Raw genomic sequence first — 21,112 nt, forward strand, 5'->3', positions numbered from 1 at the left:
AACAAGTTAAACACAGAGGTACTGGAATCATAATGAATACTCCTATATTTATTGTTTCAAGCACTGCATAGCCCTTAACTGAACCGTATTGATCTTTAACCCAGATTCCGCAGCCTGGGGGGTCACACAGTATAATTACGCAGAAAACTCTATCTTTAAAGTAATAAATGATGCCTTTAAAAAGTTTAATACCGTTAATATACGGTATTAAAGTATGATTTATAGCTTTATTGCTGGATAAAAATAAGTAAAAACCGATTGTGACCGTTGAGGGTGCGGAATGTCGGCTCCAAAGTAAAGTAATAAATTATGCCTTTAAAAAGTTTTTTACCGGTTAACCTACGGTATCAAAGTATAATTTATAGCTTTATTGCTAGATAAAAATAACTAAAAACCGATTGTGACCGTTGAAAATGCGGAAGGTGGGCTAGAAACCCGGTTTATCGGACTTACTTCTGCAAGTCCTATTCAGCTCGCCTAACTTCACACTTGTGGCAGCTCCGAAAGTTAAATCTCTCAAAGAATTGGCTGAATATTTCTAGTTTCAGATGGTAAGATAGCGGTGGAATAAACGTCCTGCAAGAGGCCTGCTGTGATCCGTTCTGCTACTTTACCGCTTTCGCTTCCCGAGCCGCCGGTTTCCGCTCACGACCGTCTCCGGCTGTTCTCCGGTTCTGCTAATGTTCCCCTCGCCCAAGAGGTGGCTCGCTATCTGGGGATCGATTTGGGGCCGATGGTTCGCAAGCGGTTCGCTGATGGGGAACTCTACGTTCAAATTCAAGAATCGATTCGGGGTTGCGATGTTTACTTGATTCAGCCCACTTGTGGTCCGGTAAACGATCGCCTCATGGAATTGTTAATTATGATCGATGCTTGTCGGCGCGCTTCGGCCAGACAAATTACTGCCGTCATTCCCTACTACGGATATGCAAGGGCTGACCGCAAAACCGCTGGAAGAGAGTCGATTACTGCGAAGTTGGTGGCTAATTTGATTACTGAAGCTGGGGCAGGTCGCATTTTGGCGATGGATTTGCACTCGGCTCAGATTCAAGGTTATTTTGACATTCCTTTTGACCACGTTTACGGTTCGCCAGTGCTTTTGGATTATCTGGCGAGCAAGCAGTTGACGGATATTGTTGTGGTTTCGCCGGATGTTGGCGGAGTTGCTAGGGCGAGAGCTTTTGCCAAAAAACTTGGCGATGCTCCCCTGGCAATTATTGACAAGCGCCGCCAAGCTCACAACGTGGCAGAAGTGATGAACCTCATCGGTGATGTGAGCGGCAAAACAGCCGTGTTGGTGGACGACATGATCGATACTGCCGGCACGATTTCTGAGGGCGCGAGATTGTTGCGCCGCGAGGGTGCGAGGCAGGTTTATGCTTGTGCTACTCATGCGGTGTTTTCGCCTCCGGCGATCGAGCGTTTGTCTAGCGGGGTCTTGGAAGAGGTAATTGTTACGAATACAATTCCTGTGCTTGAAGAGAACCGTTTTAAGCAGTTGACAGTGCTTTCGGTAGCGAATTTGCTGGGAGAAACTATTTGGCGGATTCACGAAGATAGTTCTGTTAGCAGTATGTTCCGCTAGACAGGAAAGGCGCTTTTTGAATGTTTGTTTTAGGGTGCGTTACACTTGGTTAACGCACCATTTTTTTTGCGGATAGTGCGATCGTTTCCCGCAAGTAATATCAAGTACCTCGGTAAAATAGCCATAACACTTGTAGGGGCGGATCTCACGAAGAATGTGTAATTCACATCCAGAATATCTATAAACCCGCCCTCACCGGGCTACAAACCAATTTTATTGTCGTTGTGCGATCGCGCTTGGTACCACCGGAACAAGAGATGCTAAAATCCTATCTTGTTGTGTAAAGAACACGACTTTTTTATATTCTAGATAAGTCTCATTCAAATAAGGAGCCAATAGGCAAAAATCATGAAACATTCACTTGTACGAACAGTGGCCGCACTGGCAGGTTCAGCAATTTTAACACTCGGGGCGATCGGTTCGGCTAAAGCATTTACTTTTGACGAAACCGAAATTAGCCAAGACCGAGTAATTGTCATCGCCCAACCCCGCCCTTACGGAGGCTACCAATTGCTAATTTTAGAACAGGTATCTGACAAACGGCAGTGCTGGAGCGAAAGCGGCTCTAATCCCGTGAAAGTTGATCCGTTATTAGTTACTTTTGATTTCACCGGTATTTGTGGTCGCGCAACAGACAGTAACGGCTTTTCAATTCGCATGGCAGGCACCGATTTAGCATTAAAATACAGCCTGACCTTGGAAAGTGTTGATGGCAATGTTCTATTAATGGGAACTCCGGTAGATTTCCAAGGTGATTCGGTGATTATCGGTCGCACAAACGGCGATGTTAACGACTTTATGAAAATCAGTCTCGATCCTGCTTGGCACTTGAGTAAAAGAGCTTACCAAGGCCGGACATTAGGTCACTTTTATTTCACTACCAATCAACCCGCACCGGGAGCAATTGGCAATACCGGAGGCAATACCGAAGCAATACCGCAGCCATTACCGCAGCCAATACCAATACCAATACCAATACCAATACCAATACCGCAGCCAATACCGCAGCCATTACCGCAGCCAACACCGCAGGAAATACCGCAGGAAATACCGCAGGAAATACCAATACCGTAGGCAATACTGGCTTTTCTACAATTCGGAGATAGCTACCGATGATATCTACGCTTCCGAAATTAAAGAAGCTGTGGGCTTTAGGTTTGTAGCCCGGTTTTCTCAAAATAATACCTTTCGACCGCAACTTGCTGTTACCAGAGAGCAATTGGTATCTTTAGTATTGGAATCCTGGAAAGGAATACAAGATGCTAATATCACATTTCCTAGCAATGTTTCTATCCGTCCCTATAGCGACCTTCCTATTTCTCGCTGGAGTATCGGAAAAGTTCTATTTGCGCGGGACAACAAGATAGTTAGCGGCTATCAAGATGGAACTTTTAAACCTACGCAGCCCGTCACTCGCGCTGAATTGATGGCGGTGCGCCGTCGAGCGGCGGAATTTGGTTTGTCGGCGCGGGGAATGCAGCCGAATTTAGTTGCTAAAGAGCCGTCTAAAACTTTTTCAGACATTCAGAATTATTGGGCTGCTTCTATTATTACTCAAATGTCTTCTTATTGTTCTGTTGCTGCTGCTCTTAACGCAATTGGCGGTTTGCTCCGAATGATTCTGCAAAAAGGAATTACGGGGCGGCGGTTACTTTGCGGATACTGAAATGCGTTAAGGCTCAGTAATATCGTGTTCGGTCAATTATCCGCAATCAAGGTATTTGTAGGGAAGGCTTTAGTCTTCATTACAAACCAATCTTATTGTGATAGTTCGATCGGACATGGTATAATTCCTGTTTTATTGCTTCTTACTTTTTCCTTCTTCCTTCTTCTTTCTTCCTTGTGCTGTAGATGGCTTTTTGGGAGTTTTCTGGACGGGGATTGTCTCTGATTCTTGCTGTGCGATGTCGGGAATTGATTCGCACAAGTCGTTCAAGGAAAGTTTTTGCTGGGATTCAAGTTCGTTGAGTCGGTTTGATGCTGTTTCTAATATTTGCTTTCCCTGTCGGACTTGAATAGTAGTTTTATCTTCGATCGCATCTAACAACACAAAAATCGAGACTGTTTGCCAAATATCTAAATCGTCGCCGATGACATCGCACTTTGACACGATTTTGCCGTTTTCAGGGACGTGAATTCCTAAGCCGGAAGCTTGAATTAACGGCTGGATTTCTGCTATACTTAAATCTGCAAGGTCGGTAATTTTATGTTCGAGCGAAACTAAATCGGCTAAATCTGGCAAGTTGACCGATTCGGTCGCTAAAGCATCGAATTTAAAGGTAAGAGTTTGATTCAGCGGATCGGAAATGGCATAAATTGATTGAATTTGCGATCGACTAACCGCACCTTTCTCGAAAAAATCTCTGCCTTGCGGGGCGATCGCAATTTGCCCATTTTCCGCCACCTCCAAGCTTTCCAAACTAACCAGAGTCGCCGCCGCAGTCTTCACAAAAATCTCGTCTAACCCCAGCAAATCCGCCAATTCCTTCAAAGTTGGCGCAGGTTCAAACTCAACCCCCGCCCGCAAAATAAACTCTTCCAACACGTTAAACTGGCGCGGTTCGCTAATCGCCACCTCCAGCGGAGTTTGCCGGATTGCGAAGCGGAATTGACGCGCCGCCAACACTGACAAACCCGGATTTTGTTGCTCAATCTGTTCGGCTAGCGAACTTAAATTCGAGTCAATTGTTTTAGTTGAGGACGCTAGAAACATCTACAAAACCTCCGCAGTGACGCACCGTTTTTGAAACTTCCTGATACATTTTTCCCACTGTACCTGTTTGTTGGGTAAATAAATCGTGGCAGCCGACAACTACCAGCAATTCTTGAGCGCGGGAAAATGCCACATTCACCCGTTCCGGTTCCTTAGCAAATCCAATATCGCCCCTAATATTATTGCACACTGTGCTGACAATAATTACAGGTCTTTCCATGCCTTGAAATATGTCAACCGTACCAGTGCGGATGCTCAAAGCTGGGAATCTTTCGCCTTCGATTCTGTCTTTAATTGCATTTAATTGAGCAGCATAAAAAGTGATAATTCCGATTTCTTTCGGTGGTTCACCGTCGGCAACTTTCGGCCGCCAAGCTGTCTCCATTTGTTCGCACAAACGCTCGATCGCATCAATCTCCTTAACATTCAACCGCGAAGTACCCTGTTTTTCCTCTTCAAATCCTTGTCCGATGGGCGTTTTCACCCACAGAATGTGATTATTTTCTTGAATGATTCTACCTGCTAGGTTGTGGGCGCGTTTGGTGTCAGCTTCCTGAATGCCACAGTTGAGTTTTTGCTGGTAAAACTGATTGATCGCGCCCATAATTTGTGGGTGCATTCGATACTGAGTTGTCAGCATTTTTTTGATGCTGTCACTGGCATTTTCAAACAAAACTTTGAACAGCGATTCTTTTATGAAGCTAAGTTCGTCTCCGGTACAGCCGATGTCTTCGGCAATATCGTCGATCGTACTTTGATTAAACATCGGCGGCAATTGCCGGTGATCGCCCACTAATACTAACTTTCTGCCTTTCAAAGCGGGAATTAACAACTCTGGGGGAGTGCATTTGCTAACTTCGTCAATGATTACTGCATCAAAGCTGGGAAAGTTTTTAGTAAAATCGAAACTAGCAGCTTGCACGCAAGTAATGCCGATCACGTTGGCATTGTCAATATAAATTTGCTTTAAATCGTTGCGGTCTTTTTCTGATGGATTGCGGAGTTTTTGAATCCAATCTGTAACAAAGGTTTGAGAGCGATTTAGTGCTGTTTCTTCTTGTTCTAATTTTCGTTGCCAAGTTTTGAATAAACGCTTAATTTTGTTTAAAAAAGCTACGCTGAATAATCCTGTATTCGGAACTTCTGGCTGGTATTGAGTCGGGATAGTTTGCCATGCTGACTCCCACCAATTTCTCTCAACAAGTAATGCGGATGTCGGTTGCTGCTGTTGCAGTTGAGCGGTAATTTCGCTCAATTCTGTTTGAAGTTCTGCGAGTTTCTGCTGCGAAGTTGAAGCCGCAATTTGGAGCGGGGATAAATGCTCGTCAAGACTGTTTTTGAGAGTCTCCAAAACCCCAAAAGGCTCTAAGTCAGCAATGGATTTTTCAAGCTGAACCGTGCTGGCTTTCCAAGCCTCAACTTGCTTGACAAACTGCTGCGGTTGCTCCCAAATATTGGATTTTTGGGCGAGATATTGTTCGGATAAAATCCGCAATTTTTCAGGTGCGTTTGGCTGTTGGACAATTGCTTGCAACAAATTAGTAACTTCGCTAATTTTTAAGTTTGCCTCTTGCTGCGCTGTTTCTACCTGAAGTTTAGCAGCGGATATTTGCTGCTGGTTTAATGTTTGACCGATTTTATCTAATAATTGTTGCTGTTTTATAAGCTGCTGTTCGGTTTCGGTTTTCAGGGGAACCACGCACTGACGCGCATTTGCCAAGATACTGTGCAGCAATTCTTTGACTAGGCGATCGAAGGTAGCCTGGATCTGATTTGGCTGCAAGGATTGACTGTAAAATTGTTGAATGCTACCTAAGAAAGTGCCAGCTTTTTCGATGATAAATTTGCGCTGACTCGGGCTGACTTGGGAGTAGCTGGCGAAGTCTTTGGCTAGTTGCTGCCACTGTGTACGATCGCCCGCAGAGAGCACGATCGGCGTTTGACTCAAATTTAGGTGCAGAAACTCGCTAAACCGGAACTGTTGCCCTTGTATGTCCTTAAAACCTGCGCTTTCTTCGTGGGATATCGCCTTTTGCAACCGATCCAAATCGGGCAAATTGATTTTGCATTTGGGCGGCACGATCGGCAATTTGAGCGATCGGGCAATTTTCAGCAATCCTGCGGGCAATTCTACCATATCATCCGTGAGCATTGCGCCCGTTTCCCAGCAAGATTTCACAACTTCATAGAGCCCCGTATCTGCCGTCTCAATCCACTGTGCAACGGCGACGACAACGGCTGCAATTTCCGCTTTTCGCAGTTCCAAATTCTTAATTTTCTGTTCGAGATTGTGGCGGTGTGTCTGATTTTGCCGATCGCCCAATTCGAGTTGATTCACAGCCTCAGACATCTGCCGCGACACCCGCAGCGACTCCGCAACCGTTGACATAGCGTGACAAACATCATCAGCGCGATCGAATGCTGTCTTAAATTCCGATATTTGCGCTGCTACAGTTTCCTGCAGCCAAACCCCAATCCCAAACGCGCCGCAAGCAGGGCGATCGAAACCTATTTGAGTAGCATTGCTAGCGGCAATCCGAACATTTGCCATAAAGTTTTCTACTAAAACATTGCCTTCTGAATAGGGTTTTAGTCGGGGCATAAACTCGGCAACTTCTGGAGATTCCCAGTTGACATTAGGCGCATCCAACAGATTTTCTAAACCACTAACTAGAGATTCAATTTCGCTTTTTTCGGTTAAAATTAGTTCATAATCTGCTGTTTGCTGGCTGTACTTTTCCTCAATACTTGCTTTACTGTCGTGCAAGTGTTTGAGTTCATTATAAAAATCTTTCTCGGCGGCACAGTAGGCGGTAAATCGCTCGGATTCTGCCACCAACTGGCGCAAAAATTTGACATTAGTTTGGCGCTGCGAGAGCTTTTGTTCGCAGTCAGTCGCCGTATTTTGCAGCCAAGTACCGATCGCATTTTCCTCTAAAAACGGCTGCCCTTCTTCCTGCACCTTATGAGCTTTTCCCTTCCGCAAAGCCCGAATCGCCGGATTGTGAACTAACCGACTCAAAGCATTGTCTACAGCCAAATTTGCTTGGGAAGCAATGAGCGTTTTGCCGCCCTGACGGGCAATTTGATAGCAAATCTCCGCAATCACAGTCGTTTTGCCCGTTCCCGGCGGGCCTTGAATCAAAATTAAATCCCGCGCCGAAAGCACGGTTTCTACGGCGGCAAGTTGGTCGTCATTAGCATTGCGATTTAATAAGTTTTCCCGATCCAATTTAATCAATTTTTCCGGCATTCTCGCCTGAGAAGAGTCGAATAAAAATTCGCTCAAATAGGGATTTTGAGCGCGACCGTCTGTCAGCATTTTTAAAGCTTTTTTCTTGCGTTCGATCTGACTGATATCGCCCGCCGCTTCAAAATACAAGAATCCTTGTTTGGGCAGTTGATATCTGCCGCCCGCCATGCGATCGCCTAAATCAACATCTAACTTAATGCGTAATTTACCATGTTCAAAGTCAATTTCGGCGATGCTACCCAATGTCTCTCCATCGCGGCTGCTTCTGCTTCCGGGCGGCGAATCAAACAGGATAATTTCTTCATTTCTGGCTTTTTTTAGCCTTTCACGAAAGTCGCCCAATTCTAAGGAATTTTCCTCGTAGCCATCAAGAGTTGCGGAATTACGATCGATTTCAAAAGTGACGATTTTGAAGCCGGAACCGTAATTGTGTCCTCGGAAAGGCACGCAAAATTGACGCGCTTCCGCGATGCGTTTTTCAACATTTAAAAAAGTATGCCAAACTTTTAGCTGTTCGGTAGTCGGTATGTGTCTGTCGTCCCAAAACGGCATTTGTTGGACGCGGGCGATCGACTTTACAGGAATTGGCGATCTACTGTTAGCCAAAAGTCGCAACTGAACCGGCAAAGCATACCCATCTTTCCTTCCTCTGGGAACCGCCACCAAACCAGCATCCAGCAGCTTTAAACCGCCGATTCCGTCTTCACAGCGTACAGTTGCTAACAACCGCAAAGTGCGATCGGCTTTTTGCAACAATTGGGGTAATTCAAAATCATCTCCATCCGTAGCAAGCAGCAATTCCCAGATTTCTTCTTCAGAAAATCTTTCATTTACCTTTTGGCGGCGCACGTAGAACAGATTGTGCGATTTTCCAGCTATCTCCGACATCAGAATTTCCGCACGTTCTCTGCATTCCCAATCGCAATATTTCCCTAAAGCTGCTTCTCCTTCTATATCCCGAATAAACTTATTAATTGTGCGATCGCCACTAAATTTATATCCCCAATCTTCTGTTACTAAAGATGGCATATTTTGATTTTAGATTTTAGATTTTAGACTTTAGATTGGATTTAAGATTAGCACATCGGAACTTGTACCGACAGAACCGCTAAATCCCCAAAAAGATTAAGGTGTGCACTGCACACCCTACGACGATCGCAAATTACCGTACAGCCGACGGGCGATCGAATTAAACAGTTCAGAATTAAAAGGGCGAATGATGGGAATTGAACCCACGAATGGTGGTACCACAAACCACTGCCTTAACCACTTGGCTACACTCGCCATATCTTTTTAACTATAGCATCAGATCTCAGCACAAGTCTAGGGGTAAAGCAAAAATATTTTGAAATATTTCTGAGCGTCCCTGAACCGGACTGATCGATTGTGCCTCAAATTTCAAGCACAGTAAGAGTTTAGCACAATTTTCGCTCCGCGCGATCGGCAACTATCCCGCTTCCTGAGCAGTCGCGCGGCCCGGACTCAGCAGCTCTGGCAGCGTCCCGATTCGACCTAGCGCATTAAAATAGCCTCATATCTCGGACTATATCAGTTGTCAACCCTCTCTCTTCTCTCTCTTCTCTCTTCCCTATTCCTTCGCGCCGCTTCGCGTCTTCGCGGTTCGTTTAAAAAAAAGTCTTGTCCGCCATCTAAAATCTAAAATCTAAAATCTAAAATCTAAAATCGATATGAGCTACTGTGTCAACCCAGAATGTCAAAATCCTCAAAACTCCCACACCGCCAAATTTTGCTTGAACTGCGGCTTTAACCTGTTGCTGAGACAGCGATATCGCCCGATTGAACTTTTAGGTAGAGGCGGATTTGGTAAAACTTTCCTAGCAATTGATGAAGATATCCCATCTTTACCCCGCTGTGCAGTCAAGCAATTTTATTTTTACGACCGCGACCCGGAAATTTTCAACAAAGCCGTTGAATTATTTCGGCAAGAAGGCGTCCGTTTAGACGAACTCGGAAAACACCCGCAAATCCCCACATTATTAGCCTGCTTTGAACAAGAAGGTCATATTTATTTAGTTCAAGAGTTTATAGAGGGATCGACTCTTAAACAAGAATTAGACCTGAGTGTATACGATGAAGATGAAATTTGGCAACTGCTGCAAGACTTATTGCCCGTGCTGCAATTTATCCACGACAAGCGCGTCATTCACCGCGACATCAAACCCGAAAATATTATCCGCCGCCAATCGGACAACAAACTCGTATTGATCGATTTCGGCATTGCCAAACTAATGACTGATACAGCCATACTCCGTCCAGCAACGCTCATCGGCAGTCAAGATTATGTAGCTCCCGAACAAATGCGCGGCAAAGTATTTCCTGCTAGCGACCTTTACAGTTTAGGTGTTACTTGCATTCGCCTGATGACGCAAGTTCCTCCCTTAGATATGTACGACTGCAACAACGATCGCTGGTGGTGGCGCGAGTTTCTCCCCAAAGCCACGAGTATTAGCGAGGAGTTAGGTGAAATTTTAGATAAATTGCTGCAAACTAATCTCAATCAGCGGTACAGTTTTGCTGCCGAAGTTTTGCAAGATACCCAAGCAGCTTTAGATATTCGCCATCAAAATTTGCTTTCGCCCAAAAAGCCGATCGCTCCTGCTCTCGGTAATAGCGAGAACTTAACCGATCTCAGCGCGCTACAAACTCCTGACTCTCCTATTTCACCCACCAATGCCGTCCCCAATTCAGCAGAAAATTTTTCCTTATCTGTTACTTCAAATACTTCAAATATCGAACCCACCATAATTTCTGCACGGGGAGTTGATTATACCAAACTCCGAGATTTTTTGTCTAACAAAAAGTGGAAAGAAGCCGATCGCGAAACTTGGGGCTTGATGTGTCAATCTCTTTCCCAGCCACCGGGAACTCAGCTAGAAATTAGCCAAATTTACCAGATCCCCTGCGAAGATTTGCACACAGTCGATCGCCTGTGGTTGCACTACAGTCAAGGTCGGTTTGGCTTCAGCATCCAAAAACAGATTTATGAAAGCGTTAAGGGAGATTATATCAGATTTTGCGATCTGGTCAACTGGCAAACCTACAATTCTGCTAATACTTTAGGGCAGATTAAATTTAGTCAGCAAGCACCAATCGGACACCTCCCCTCTCGCAGTTGGGTTGGCGGCATTCAGTGGCTGCGGCATCTCGATGCCCTGTCAGCAAAATTAACCGAGTGCGACAATAAAGCTGCTCCTAAATTGTAATTTGCTCTACCGACTCACTAAGTAAAATTTCATATTTAAACTCTACCTGAAAGCAGAGAAATTTGTCGAGCTAGATGTATCCATCGACCGAGGCTCGGTGCGATCGCTTGTCGCACAATGGATTAAGGCGAACACAGATAAAGTCTGCAATCCTTCAGACTTTAGCAAGAGAAGTAAAAAGAGGTACCGATCCATGTTTTTTCACAAAAAAGAATTAATGTCTGCGGTGACAGTAGACGAACCTAACCCGCGTTTTGCGCAATTGCTGCTAGAACAGTTTGGCGGAGCAACCGGAGAACTGACAGCAGCTTTGCAATACTGGGTGCAGTCATTTCACTGTGAAAATGCAGGGATTAAGGATATGCTCCAAGATATTGCCATTGAAGAATTCAGCCACTTAGAAATGGTGGGGCAACTCATAGAAATGCACACCAAAAACGTTGACCAAACAGAAGCTTATAAAAGCACTTTGTTTGCGGTGCGCGGCGTAGGCCCACACTTGTTAGACAGCCAAGGTCAAGCTTGGACAGCAGCTTATATCAACGAAGGCGGGGATGTCGTGCGCGATTTGCGCGCTGATATCGGTGCGGAAGCAGGAGCTCGCCAAACCTACGAAGAATTGATTAAACTAGCACCGGATGCGGGAACGAAAGACACGTTGCACTTTTTGCTGACTCGCGAAATTTCTCACACTCAAATGTTCATGAAAGCTCTGGAATCGCTGGGTAAACTCACGGATCCGCTGTTCGGGAATATTCCGCCAGATTCCACTGTGGATCTCTACTTTAACTTGTCCACAAATGGCAAGGACGAACGCGGCCCTTGGAACTCGGAACCTACTTTCCAATACATCGCCGAACCAGGCCCAAGACATTAATCGGAATATTCCGTAATCACCCTCACAGCACAGTAGCCGAGTAGGTTGGGAAAAGCTTCGCGTTACCCAACCTACTCTTTCCTATGAAGAACGATCGGCTAAAAAATGTTATAGTTATTGAAACTCTCCCGGACTCAAGCAGAAACCGGGTTTTTTTTACGAAAATACTTCGCAGCAGCCTCTGGCCACCGTGGAAAAACCCGGTTTCTTGAGTTAGTGCGCGAAAGTCCAGATCCCGATCGAACATTAACATTAAATCCATATTGAAATTGCGATCGACCTATTTATTAGTCTCTCACGGCAGCCGCGACCCCAGACCCCAACTAGCTTTGGAAAACCTAGGTCAACTGCTTTCTCAAAATTTGGGTGACTCGTTCCCCGCAGTAGCAACCGCCACCTTAGAACTCGGGCCCGCACCGCTGCACGAACAAATTTGCAGTTTTGGCGAACGTACCCTGTCGCTGGGACTGACAGAATTGCAAATCCTGCCTGTATTTTTATTGCCGGGAGTTCACGTCGCCGAAGACATACCGGCAGAGGTGGAAATTGCCCAAAAAACTTTTGGTGACAAGCTAAAAATTGAATTGCGCCCGCATTTAGGTTCCCAGAAAGCAGGCTTAACAAAATTGGTAAAAAGTCAGATGCAAGAGGTGACTTTTCTCCCCAATCTGCTATGGCCAAAATGGATTTTATTATCTCACGGCAGCCGTCGCCCCGGAGGTAACTCGACAGTTGAGGAAATCGCCAGCCAACTCGGTGCACAGACAGCGTATTGGTCGGTAAAGCCGAGTTTGGAAGAGCAAATTGACAGTTTGGTTCGTGGTGGACAGCACCAAATTGGAATTGTGCCATACTTCTTATTTAATGGAGGAATTACAGATGCGATCGCCAAAAATGTCGCACAGCTAAAGCAGCAATTTCCTGCGGCGGAACTTCATCTCGCAAATCCTCTAGGCGCAAGTGTAGAATTAGCAGACTTAATTGGGGATTTAATTCAAAAATGAACCGCAGTGGCACAGAAGAGGTAAAGGAAGCAAGAAAAATGTCTTTAGGCAAAGTGTATTTAGTAGGTGCGGGACCCGGAGATCCGGGTTTGATGACCTTGAAGGGAAAAGCTCTGTTAGAGTGCGCGGATGTGGTGATTTACGACGCTTTAGTCAGCCCTCAAATTTTGGCAGCAATCAACCCCCAAGCCGAACGAATTGATGCGGGAAAACGCAAAGGCCGCCACTCGTTAATGCAAGATGAAACAACTCAGTTAATGATAGAAAAAGCTGGAGATAATGCGATCGTAGTTCGTCTCAAAGGCGGCGACCCGTTTATCTTCGGCCGCGGCGGCGAAGAAATGGAAGAGTTGGTAAAAGCTGGAGTGTCGGTAGAAGTAGTGCCGGGTGTCACTTCTGGAATTGCGGCCCCTGCTTATGCGGGAATTCCTTTAACACACCGATCGTACAGTTCCTCTGTCACCTTTGTCACCGGTCACGAATCAGCGGGAAAATATCGACCGGAGGTAAATTGGCAGGCGATCGCCCGCGGGTCCGAAACCATTGTAGTATACATGGGAATCCACAATTTGCCTTACATTATCGGCCAGTTGACAGCAGCCGAATTGAGTGCAGAAACGCCCGTAGCATTAGTGCGCTGGGGAACGCGACCGGAACAAGAAGAATTGATCGGGACTTTGGGTACAATTGTAGAGCAAGTTGAGGCGACTGGATTTGCAGCACCTGCGATCGCCGTCATCGGAAATGTCGTCAATTTGCACTCGATATTGTCTGGCTGTCGCCCCGTGTCTCAGACTGTAGAATAAGCGGGTGCGTTGCATAATTGCGGGATGATTTTGATTGTTTTGTGGGATGGGCTCTCGTAGCCCGTCCGCTGTATTGTTACAGCAGGCGGAACACCCCACAAGCATCATCCTCAAATTGTGCAGCGACGTTTCGATTCCTGTACTGCAATATAGACTATTTTCTGCTTTGCCTCAGTCACCAGAAACATAAAAAAATTTTAATCAACGGTCGATCTCAGATTTATAGAAGTCGCATATATTGAATGACAGAACCCAAAGACCATTCAATTTTAGGAGGTATTCGATGAATTCCAAATTAGTTCCGCAAGAAAAACAGCCCCAGCCTAGAACAAATTCAGCATTCAAGCAATTATGGTCAATGCACGCGGTGATGGCAACCTGTTATCTGCTGCTGTTTGTTGGGGGATTTGGGATGGTAAAAATGCCAGACAATACACTATTACGAGGCAACACTTATACTTTGCATAAATCGATTGGGGTGTTGACAATTGGATTGCTAACTTGGCGTATTTTCATTTTGCAGCGGGTTTGGTGGCGTAAGTACACGCGGCGCCTTCCCAAGTTTACAGGTGAGTGGATTCGCAAGTTTCTACTGCACGCGGCAATTTATCTGTTCATGGTAGCGGTTCCTCTGAGCGGATTTTTCCTCTCTAATTCCTATAAAAGCGGGAATGTCCCTTTCTTCTGGGTTGCAACGCTGCCAGATATTTTTCCTCAAAATGCAGCGGTAGTAGATTTTGCAGGAGATTTACATTTCTGGATTGCTTATACTTTCTTGGCCTTTATTGTACTGCACGCGATCGACCAACGAAAATATGTGCGATCGCTTTGGAGACGAACAACCCAAGCCCTGAAAAAATCATCGCTCAGTTAACCTTAATCAGTCCTGAAATCAATAACGTATTGATTTCATTGCTCGCGAGGAGGGTTAGCTTTCGCTCAGTTTCTCAGACTGTAGAATAAATTTAAATATGGCATCTGCAGTCATTAGTCATTGGTAAAATGACTAAGCTAATCCGCATTTAAATTGCACGGTCAAATAAACTTTTACTCTTGTGGTGTGGGCAGGAAAGCCCGCCCTCAACATACAATTTAAATGCACAACCGCTTACTAACTACTAACTAATGACTAATGACTAATGACTGATGATTTCAACGCGCCACTTCCCGCATATACTCCCCCCACAACTGAGCGGCATTTGCACTACCTCCCCCAGTCGGAGAATTATCATCATTTCCCAACCAAACTCCTGTCACGAGTTGCTGACTGGGAATATAACCGACAAACCACAAATCTCTATTATCATTAGTCGTGCCTGTTTTTCCAGCTTCTCCCAACCCCAAAGCAGCACTGCTACCCGTACCTCCCCGCACAACACCTTGCAGCATATCAGTCATGGTATCCGCTACGCCTTCAGAAACTAACTGACGATTGGCAATGCCATCTTTTTGATAGTCATAAATCACCCGGCAACTGTTAAAATTATTTCGATCTTTGCAATCGCTGCTGTCAATAATTCGCTTGATTACGTGGGGGCGATTCCCCAAACCCCGGTTCGCAAAAACCCCGAATGCACCAGTTAATTGCAATACGTTAACTTCACTTTCACCTAATACTAAACCTGGGTTAGAACGCAGTTCAGATGTAATCCCTAAACGTCTGGCCATTTGCACTACATTGTCTAAACCGACATCTTGTGCTACTCTCAAAGCAATTGCATTTTCCGACTGTGCTAAACCCCGATACATATCAGCACTGCCGCTGGTTCTTTCGCAGCCGCTGTAACTTTGTCCGCCCCAGGAAAGCGGCTCGCAAGAATAAGTTTTATCGGGTGAGATTCCCTGTTCTAGGGCGGCTGCATAGGTGAAAATCTTAAATGTAGAACCGGGCTGTCTCAAAGCTTGGGTAGCCCGATTAAACTGACTTTTCAAGTAATCTACGCCCCCAACTAAAGCTAAGACTTCTCCTGTTGTAGTATTGAGAGTTACCACGGCTCCTTGAGAAAAACCTGCATTGGCTCCCGCATTTTCTACAGCATTTCTGAGGGAAGCTTCAGCCACCTTTTGCAGGCCGGGATTCAAACCTGTTTCTACAATAAAATTGCCTTCTCTGGCTAACTGCTCCCCCAGCAAAAACTCCAATTCGTCAAATACATAACTGTAGAAATAAGGAGCGATCGTACTTTGCAGAAATTCGCGAGCTTTGGGATTAATTTCAATTCGCGATCGCCTCGCGCGATCGGCTTCTTCCTGAGAAACCGTCCCCAGTGCCCGCATCCGCTCGATTACCCGATCGCGATACTGCACCGCTAACTGATAATTTTGAATCGGATTAAAACTGTTTGGCGCAGGCAAAATTCCCGCCAAAGTCGCCGCCTCTGACAAAGTTAAATCCTTCGCCGACTTGCCAAAATAAAACCGAGACGCATCCTCAAAACCGTAAAGGTCAATTCCCAAAAACACGCGATTTAAATAAGTCAGCAATAGCTCGTCTTTGCTGTAATAGTTCTCCAGTTTAAAAGCCACTACAGCTTCCCGTAACTTGCGTCCCGCCGAATCTTGAGTTCCCACATAATCTCGAAACAAACTCCTCGCCAACTGCTGCGTCAGAGTGCTACCACCTTCACGAATTCCGCCCCCGCGAACATTAGTTAAAAGTGCTCGCAAAACGCCCAGCGGATCTACCCCCAAATGCCAATTGTAGCGGCTGTCTTCCGAAGCAAGTACCGCCTTGGATAAATAGGGCGAAAAATCCTGCAATTTTTTTAATTCTAAGTGAGCGTTATTTTGAGGAGGACGCAGCGGAGTTTGCCCGTCGCGGGCGTAAACAATCACGGGGCCATTGATACTTCTAGGTAGAGGCCGCACGTGAAACTTGGTCGATTCCATACCTACCAAAACCGCAATCAAGGCGGTAATTCCGCTAACGCCGTAAAAGCTGTAACGCACAAGTTCCAGATACCAAGGCGGCGGATATACGTACTGAACTCTGACAGCGGCGGCTAGTTCCGGCGGGCCTAAAGTGAACACGTCTCCGTGACGCAGCGACATACTTTTAATTCGCCTTTTGCCGCTGTAAATGCCGTTGGTGGAGTCTTCATCTTTGATGACAAAAGGAGTCCGCCGCCGAGTATCCCGCGACAGGGATAAGTGGACGTGACTGACAACGGGATTGCGAACTACAATATCTGAAGATTTGGACGATCGACCTAACAAATATCGATCGCCCAACAGCGGATAAACCTCAGCTTTAGCTGCACCCGCATCCTGCACCCACAGTTCGGGTACTTTGGCATTCGGTTTCAGCGCTAGCTGGTTAAAATTAACCTTGGCAATAGTCTGGACTGCTTGGGTAATAGCACCCAAGACGGTTTGAGGTTTGCGGGGCGGCTGCGGTGGGGTCATATTTCGCTGTGCACTACGATCGAGCGATCGGCTCTTGCACCATTCTACTCGCAACTTTTGGCTAATTTCAGGATCTGTCCACACTCTTGAGGCGATAGTCGGCTAGTGGCGATCGATTTTGGGGTTGTGAACCCGCAAGGCGAGCAGTTTATTGAGCGAATCTCCACCCAACCACAAAAAACCCTGCTCTCACAAGAGAATTAAATTATCATAAACTTGCCGAAAAATTAACACTTTCGATAACATTTATCCCAGATTTACCAATAAATTTCGCATAATTAAAACCCCCCTTTTTCAAGGGGGGTTAAAAGCCGAAAATCAGCTTACTTCTCCTTACAGCGAAGAACCCAAACCGGCATAAGCACCGTAGAAGAAAAGACCCAAAATGCTCAGAACACCGAGGCCTGCGACAGTAGCTACCAGCCACAAAGGAATTCTGCCACTTTCACTAAACATAGCCATCACCTCACTAATTCACAGCTAAACAAATTCGATCGAACTATCGAAACCCAACTCAGACACCAGTTAATTAAAGAAATAACTGGAAAACAAAATACCCAGAGTAAAAATCAACAACAAACCCAAATAAAGAGAAGTCCGATTTAACTCAACAGGCTGCTCGTTGGGATTAGGAACGCGCTCAGGCATTGTAAACTCCTATCGTTGAATAAATTGCATTGCTGCGATCGCGCCCAAAAAGAAAATTGTTGGGACACCTAAAGTATGAACTGCCAACCACCGCACCGTAAAAATCGGATACGAAATTGGCTCATTGTTTGGGGTTCTGCTCGTCATTTTTCCAAATCCTTGTTAAATTACTTGGCAATGAACTGATCTACTTGTTTCTTAGCTTCAAAGCGATCCGAGATAATCGGCACTTCTTCGCGCTGCGGTGTGAAATACTGGTTAGGGCGAGGAGTTCCGAAAGCATCGTAAGCCAAACCCGTTTGCACAAACAGCCATCCAGCAATAAACAAAGCTGGAATGGTGATGCTGTGAATTACCCAATAACGGATACTTGTAATAATGTCCCCAAACGGACGTTCTCCAGTTGTACCAGCCATTTAGAATCCTCCTTTCAACAACAAATTGACAGACAATCTCTATTACTATTCTACTATCAAGCAGCTTGCGCTGAACCTTGATATTTAAGTAGAGTACCGCTCGCGCCGATCACAAATCCGCGATCGGGGCCCATAAAGACAATCCTGTAAAAATTAGCGGGAACATCTTCAACTTCGCGGTCTTTTTGCCAAGTTTTTCCGCCGTCCAAACTGCACAGCAAATTGCCGCCGCCGCCGGCTACCCAAACTTCATTATCAGTACGGTAAGCCATGTCCAGCAAACCCCAACTCGCCTTGCGATCGGGAAAAAACGGTTTTCCCCAACCTTCAGGATTGGACGGGTCGCTAAACTGAATCTGACCGCCGCGGGCGAGCATCCACAAACGCCCGTCCTTGGTAAAACCCATATTTTGCAGGCGGCGAGAACTGTTGCGGTTGTGAGGTTCCCAAGCTTCTTGTCCGGGTTTCCACACCGAGTAGAAATTGCCCTTCGAGGAAACCGCAACATACTGCCCGTCTTCAGAACGGTTGATATTGCGAACTACCCCAAAAGAATCCTGCACGACAGCTTTCCAATTTTTGCCGCCGTCAGAAGTCCGGTAAATCGCCCCCACATCGGTGGTCATCTCGGCGGAGTTCGGGCCTAAAGCCGCGATCGTACTCGGAGAACCTGGCAACTGACTGCTCAAAGCAATCCGCGTCCAAGACTTCCCCTCATCGTTCGTGTGGAGCAAAACAGAAGGCTGGCCGACAATCCAGCCTTCTGAACCCGAAAAACTCACCGACGCAAAACGCGACCTCGGATCGTCGATATCCAGTGCTATAGACTTCCAGCTAGTGCCACCGTCGGAGGTTTCGAGCAGAGTTGCCTCCGAACCCACAACCCAGCCGTGCTGAGGATTGCCCGTAAAGGCAATATCCTGCAAATTAGCTTTCGTCGGCAAAGAAATCACTTGCCAGGGGTTGTAACTCACGGAGCCGATCGTGCTGCAACTCGTACAGATGAGCGCAGCGGCCAATAACATTACAATTCGTTGCCAAAATCTCACAATCGTCTTACTGCAAACCATACATACTAAGTAACAACAAGAAACCAACGACCAAGCCGCCAAAAATCAGCAAACTTTTCTGACCTTCGGTCATGCCGTTGACACCGACACCGTAGCGCTGATTTGCCTTAAATCCCGATATCCCTTCCATCTGACCGAGATTTTGAAACGCCGACTTGCGCGCTGCGCAAACGGGGCAGACCCAAGTTTGGGGCAAATCTTCAAAAGCCGTGCCCGGGGCAATGCCAATTTTAGGATCGCCCTTTTTCGGATCGTAGACGTAGCCGCAGGCGCGGCACTCGTGCCGATCGAGGGTCTTAGTCTCAGTGGCTCGATCGCTCATAGCTCCAAAAGAGTAGGTAAGCTAATCTTAAAATATACATTAAAAATTATTGCAGAAGATGGACGATTAATCTCAACCAACTCGTAATTTTAGCTGCCCAAAATCTATATAATGTAACAGACAAGTTACAGAACCCTTTCACCTAGGCAGTAATTATTCACCGTGTTTGCACTCAGCGGCTACGAGTATTTCTTAGGCTTCCTGTTAATTTCCAGCCTAGTCCCTATCCTCGCCCTCACGGCGTCTAAGGTACTGCGCCCCAAAAGTCGTCCCTACGACCGACGTACTACCTACGAATCTGGCGTCGAGCCGATCGGCGGAGCCTGGATTCAATTCAACATCCGATATTATATGTTCGCCCTGGTCTTCGTCATCTTCGACGTAGAGACCGTCTTCCTCTATCCTTGGGCGGTTGCTTTCAACCAGCTAGGACTGTTGGCTTTTATCGAAGCCTTGTTTTTTATCACGATCCTCGTTATTGCTCTTGTCTATGCATGGCGCAAAGGAGCCTTGGAATGGTCTTAAGTTCTGACAAATCACAAAAAGCGCTGATCAACCCTGTAGAGCGCCCGGAAGTCACATCGCAACTCTCAGAGAACGTCATCCTGACAACAGTGGATGACCTATACAATTGGGCGAGACTTTCGAGCCTGTGGCCGCTGCTTTTCGGCACTGCCTGCTGCTTCATTGAATTTGCAGCTTTGATCGGATCGCGCTTTGACTTCGACAGATTCGGCTTAGTACCGCGATCGAGCCCCCGGCAAGCCGACCTGATCATCACGGCCGGCACAATTACCATGAAGTACGCCCCCATCTTGGTGCGGCTGTACGAACAAATGCCGGAACCCAAATACGTCATCGCGATGGGCGCTTGCACCATCACCGGCGGAATGTTCAGCATGGACTCCACCACAGCAGTCCGCGGCGTTGACAAACTGATTCCGGTAGACGTGTACATCCCCGGCTGTCCCCCCCGCCCAGAAGCGATTATTGACGCAATTATCAAATTGCGGAAAAAAATCGCCAACAATTCCATGCAAGAACGGGCCAATTTGCTGCCAACCCACCGCTACTACACCAGACCCCACAAAATGAAAGTAGTAGACGACATTTTGGACGGCAAATACTTGTCTGTTCCAGGCCGGATGGCGCCGCCGAAAGAATTGACCGAAGCAATGGGAATGCCAGTACCGCCGGCCCTGCTTGCAGGACAAAAACAGGAGGTAAACCGTGGCTGAGACAGAATCTGCAATTGTTGAAGCCGGGAAGGTTTCCCAGTGGTTGACTCAAAATGGCTTTGAACACGAAGCTTTAGCGGCCGATAATTTGGGCGTGGAGATATTAAAGGTCGATCGAGAATTCCTAATTCCGATGTCAACAGCACTGTACGCCTACGGGTTTAATTATATGCAGTGCCAGTGCGCCTACGACCAAGGCCCTGGACAAGATTTAGTCAGCGTCTACCACTTGGTTAAGCTGACAGATAATGCTTCCAAGCCTGAAGAAGTCCGCGTCAAAGTATTCGTACCCCGCGAAGATCCCAGAGTGCCATCAGTCTACTGGATTTGGAAAGCAGCCGACTTTCAAGAGCGGGAATCCTACGATATGTACGGCATTGTCTATGAAGGACATCCGAATCTGAAACGGATTTTGATGAACGAAGATTGGGTAGGCTGGCCGCTGCGGAAAGATTACATTTCCCCTGATTTTTACGAATTGCAAGACGCTTATTAAGGGAGTTTTGCGAGGGCGGGTTTAGAGCATAAAATTTGACTTTTGCGGTCAAGTT

Annotated in this window: 20 protein-coding genes and 1 tRNA gene; 11 read left to right on the forward strand and 10 right to left on the reverse strand. The window is 46.3% G+C overall.

What is annotated here, in order from left to right; all coding sequences use genetic code 11:
* The first annotated feature begins 592 nt into the window (after nucleotides 1-592).
* The 3 genes from E5S67_RS20370 to E5S67_RS20380 all read left to right on the forward strand — a co-directional run bounded on the left by E5S67_RS20370 (nucleotide 593) and on the right by E5S67_RS20380 (nucleotide 3,251).
* A complete protein-coding gene (locus E5S67_RS20370; protein ID WP_172190225.1) occupies nucleotides 593-1,585 on the forward strand; it encodes a ribose-phosphate pyrophosphokinase in 993 nt (330 codons plus the stop codon).
* A gap of 348 nt (nucleotides 1,586-1,933) precedes the next feature.
* Nucleotides 1,934-2,659 (forward strand): DUF3747 domain-containing protein, encoded by a 726-nt coding sequence (locus E5S67_RS20375; protein WP_216670608.1) that lies wholly within the window; start codon nucleotides 1,934-1,936, stop codon nucleotides 2,657-2,659.
* A gap of 70 nt (nucleotides 2,660-2,729) precedes the next feature.
* Nucleotides 2,730-3,251 (forward strand): S-layer homology domain-containing protein, encoded by a 522-nt coding sequence (locus E5S67_RS20380; protein ID WP_216670613.1) that lies wholly within the window; start codon nucleotides 2,730-2,732, stop codon nucleotides 3,249-3,251.
* A 132-nt stretch (nucleotides 3,252-3,383) separates the two neighbouring features.
* On the opposite strand, the gene E5S67_RS20385 is transcribed toward E5S67_RS20380, so the two are convergent.
* From E5S67_RS20385 to E5S67_RS20395, 3 genes are all read right to left on the reverse strand, one after another.
* The gene (locus E5S67_RS20385) at nucleotides 3,384-4,298 is read right to left on the reverse strand and encodes a hypothetical protein (RefSeq protein WP_172190226.1); all 915 of its coding nucleotides are present in this window, start codon (nucleotides 4,296-4,298) and stop codon (nucleotides 3,384-3,386) included.
* Nucleotides 4,276-8,580, reverse strand: coding sequence for an AAA domain-containing protein (locus E5S67_RS20390; RefSeq protein ID WP_172190227.1), 4,305 nt, complete (start codon nucleotides 8,578-8,580; stop codon nucleotides 4,276-4,278). The genes E5S67_RS20385 and E5S67_RS20390 overlap by 23 nt, the downstream gene beginning before the upstream one ends.
* A gap of 182 nt (nucleotides 8,581-8,762) precedes the next feature.
* Nucleotides 8,763-8,835 (reverse strand) — tRNA-His (locus tag E5S67_RS20395).
* A 404-nt stretch (nucleotides 8,836-9,239) separates the two neighbouring features.
* Between E5S67_RS20395 and E5S67_RS20400 the strand changes: the two genes are divergently transcribed.
* From E5S67_RS20400 to E5S67_RS20420, 5 genes are all read left to right on the forward strand, one after another.
* Nucleotides 9,240-10,775 carry a serine/threonine-protein kinase gene (locus E5S67_RS20400; RefSeq protein ID WP_172190228.1) on the forward strand — a complete coding sequence of 512 codons (1,536 nt, stop codon included), beginning with the start codon at nucleotides 9,240-9,242 and terminating at the stop codon, nucleotides 10,773-10,775.
* Between the two features lie 193 nt (nucleotides 10,776-10,968).
* A complete protein-coding gene (locus E5S67_RS20405) occupies nucleotides 10,969-11,652 on the forward strand; it encodes a manganese catalase family protein (RefSeq protein WP_172190229.1) in 684 nt (227 codons plus the stop codon).
* Nucleotides 11,653-11,921: 269 nt separating this feature from the next.
* Entirely contained in the window at nucleotides 11,922-12,656 is a 735-nt protein-coding gene (locus E5S67_RS20410) for a sirohydrochlorin chelatase (RefSeq protein ID WP_172190230.1), read from the forward strand.
* Entirely contained in the window at nucleotides 12,653-13,462 is an 810-nt protein-coding gene (cobA, locus tag E5S67_RS20415; RefSeq protein ID WP_172190231.1) for a uroporphyrinogen-III C-methyltransferase, read from the forward strand. Before E5S67_RS20410 ends, cobA begins: the two co-directional genes overlap by 4 nt.
* Before the next feature lie 283 nt (nucleotides 13,463-13,745).
* Entirely contained in the window at nucleotides 13,746-14,336 is a 591-nt protein-coding gene (locus E5S67_RS20420) for a cytochrome b (protein ID WP_172190232.1), read from the forward strand.
* 278 nt (nucleotides 14,337-14,614) lie between these two features.
* On the opposite strand, the gene E5S67_RS20425 is transcribed toward E5S67_RS20420, so the two are convergent.
* The 7 genes from E5S67_RS20425 to E5S67_RS20455 form a co-directional block, all read right to left on the reverse strand.
* The gene (locus E5S67_RS20425; RefSeq protein WP_172190250.1) at nucleotides 14,615-16,867 is read right to left on the reverse strand and encodes a transglycosylase domain-containing protein; all 2,253 of its coding nucleotides are present in this window, start codon (nucleotides 16,865-16,867) and stop codon (nucleotides 14,615-14,617) included.
* A 333-nt stretch (nucleotides 16,868-17,200) separates the two neighbouring features.
* On the reverse strand, nucleotides 17,201-17,323 hold the full coding sequence (locus E5S67_RS20430) for a photosystem II reaction center protein J (protein WP_172190233.1): 123 nt from the start codon (nucleotides 17,321-17,323) through the stop codon (nucleotides 17,201-17,203).
* Nucleotides 17,324-17,392: 69 nt separating this feature from the next.
* Nucleotides 17,393-17,515: a photosystem II reaction center protein PsbL gene (gene psbL / locus E5S67_RS20435; protein WP_172190234.1), complete on the reverse strand. Its 123-nt coding sequence runs from the start codon at nucleotides 17,513-17,515 to the stop codon at nucleotides 17,393-17,395.
* Between the two features lie 9 nt (nucleotides 17,516-17,524).
* A complete protein-coding gene (psbF, locus tag E5S67_RS20440; protein ID WP_006635504.1) occupies nucleotides 17,525-17,662 on the reverse strand; it encodes a cytochrome b559 subunit beta in 138 nt (45 codons plus the stop codon).
* Between the two features lie 20 nt (nucleotides 17,663-17,682).
* Nucleotides 17,683-17,931 (reverse strand): cytochrome b559 subunit alpha, encoded by a 249-nt coding sequence (psbE, locus tag E5S67_RS20445; protein WP_006635503.1) that lies wholly within the window; start codon nucleotides 17,929-17,931, stop codon nucleotides 17,683-17,685.
* A gap of 56 nt (nucleotides 17,932-17,987) precedes the next feature.
* Nucleotides 17,988-19,001: a photosynthesis system II assembly factor Ycf48 gene (locus E5S67_RS20450; RefSeq protein ID WP_172190235.1), complete on the reverse strand. Its 1,014-nt coding sequence runs from the start codon at nucleotides 18,999-19,001 to the stop codon at nucleotides 17,988-17,990.
* Nucleotides 18,988-19,323, reverse strand: coding sequence for a rubredoxin (locus E5S67_RS20455; protein WP_172190236.1), 336 nt, complete (start codon nucleotides 19,321-19,323; stop codon nucleotides 18,988-18,990). The genes E5S67_RS20450 and E5S67_RS20455 overlap by 14 nt, the downstream gene beginning before the upstream one ends.
* Nucleotides 19,324-19,485: 162 nt before the next feature.
* Between E5S67_RS20455 and ndhC the strand changes: the two genes are divergently transcribed.
* Genes ndhC through E5S67_RS20470 form a run of 3 tightly spaced genes read left to right on the forward strand, consistent with a single transcriptional unit; the run spans nucleotide 19,486 to nucleotide 21,057 of the window.
* Entirely contained in the window at nucleotides 19,486-19,848 is a 363-nt protein-coding gene (gene ndhC / locus E5S67_RS20460; RefSeq protein WP_006635500.1) for a photosynthetic/respiratory NAD(P)H-quinone oxidoreductase subunit C, read from the forward strand.
* On the forward strand, nucleotides 19,839-20,561 hold the full coding sequence (gene ndhK / locus E5S67_RS20465; protein WP_172190237.1) for a photosynthetic/respiratory NAD(P)H-quinone oxidoreductase subunit K: 723 nt from the start codon (nucleotides 19,839-19,841) through the stop codon (nucleotides 20,559-20,561). Before ndhC ends, ndhK begins: the two co-directional genes overlap by 10 nt.
* Nucleotides 20,554-21,057: an NAD(P)H-quinone oxidoreductase subunit J gene (locus tag E5S67_RS20470; RefSeq protein WP_172190238.1), complete on the forward strand. Its 504-nt coding sequence runs from the start codon at nucleotides 20,554-20,556 to the stop codon at nucleotides 21,055-21,057. The genes ndhK and E5S67_RS20470 overlap by 8 nt, the downstream gene beginning before the upstream one ends.
* The last annotated feature ends 55 nt before the right edge of the window (nucleotides 21,058-21,112 follow it).

It is taken from the genome of Microcoleus asticus IPMA8, from assembly GCF_013179805.1.
Lineage (GTDB): Bacteria > Cyanobacteriota > Cyanobacteriia > Cyanobacteriales > Microcoleaceae > Microcoleus > Microcoleus asticus.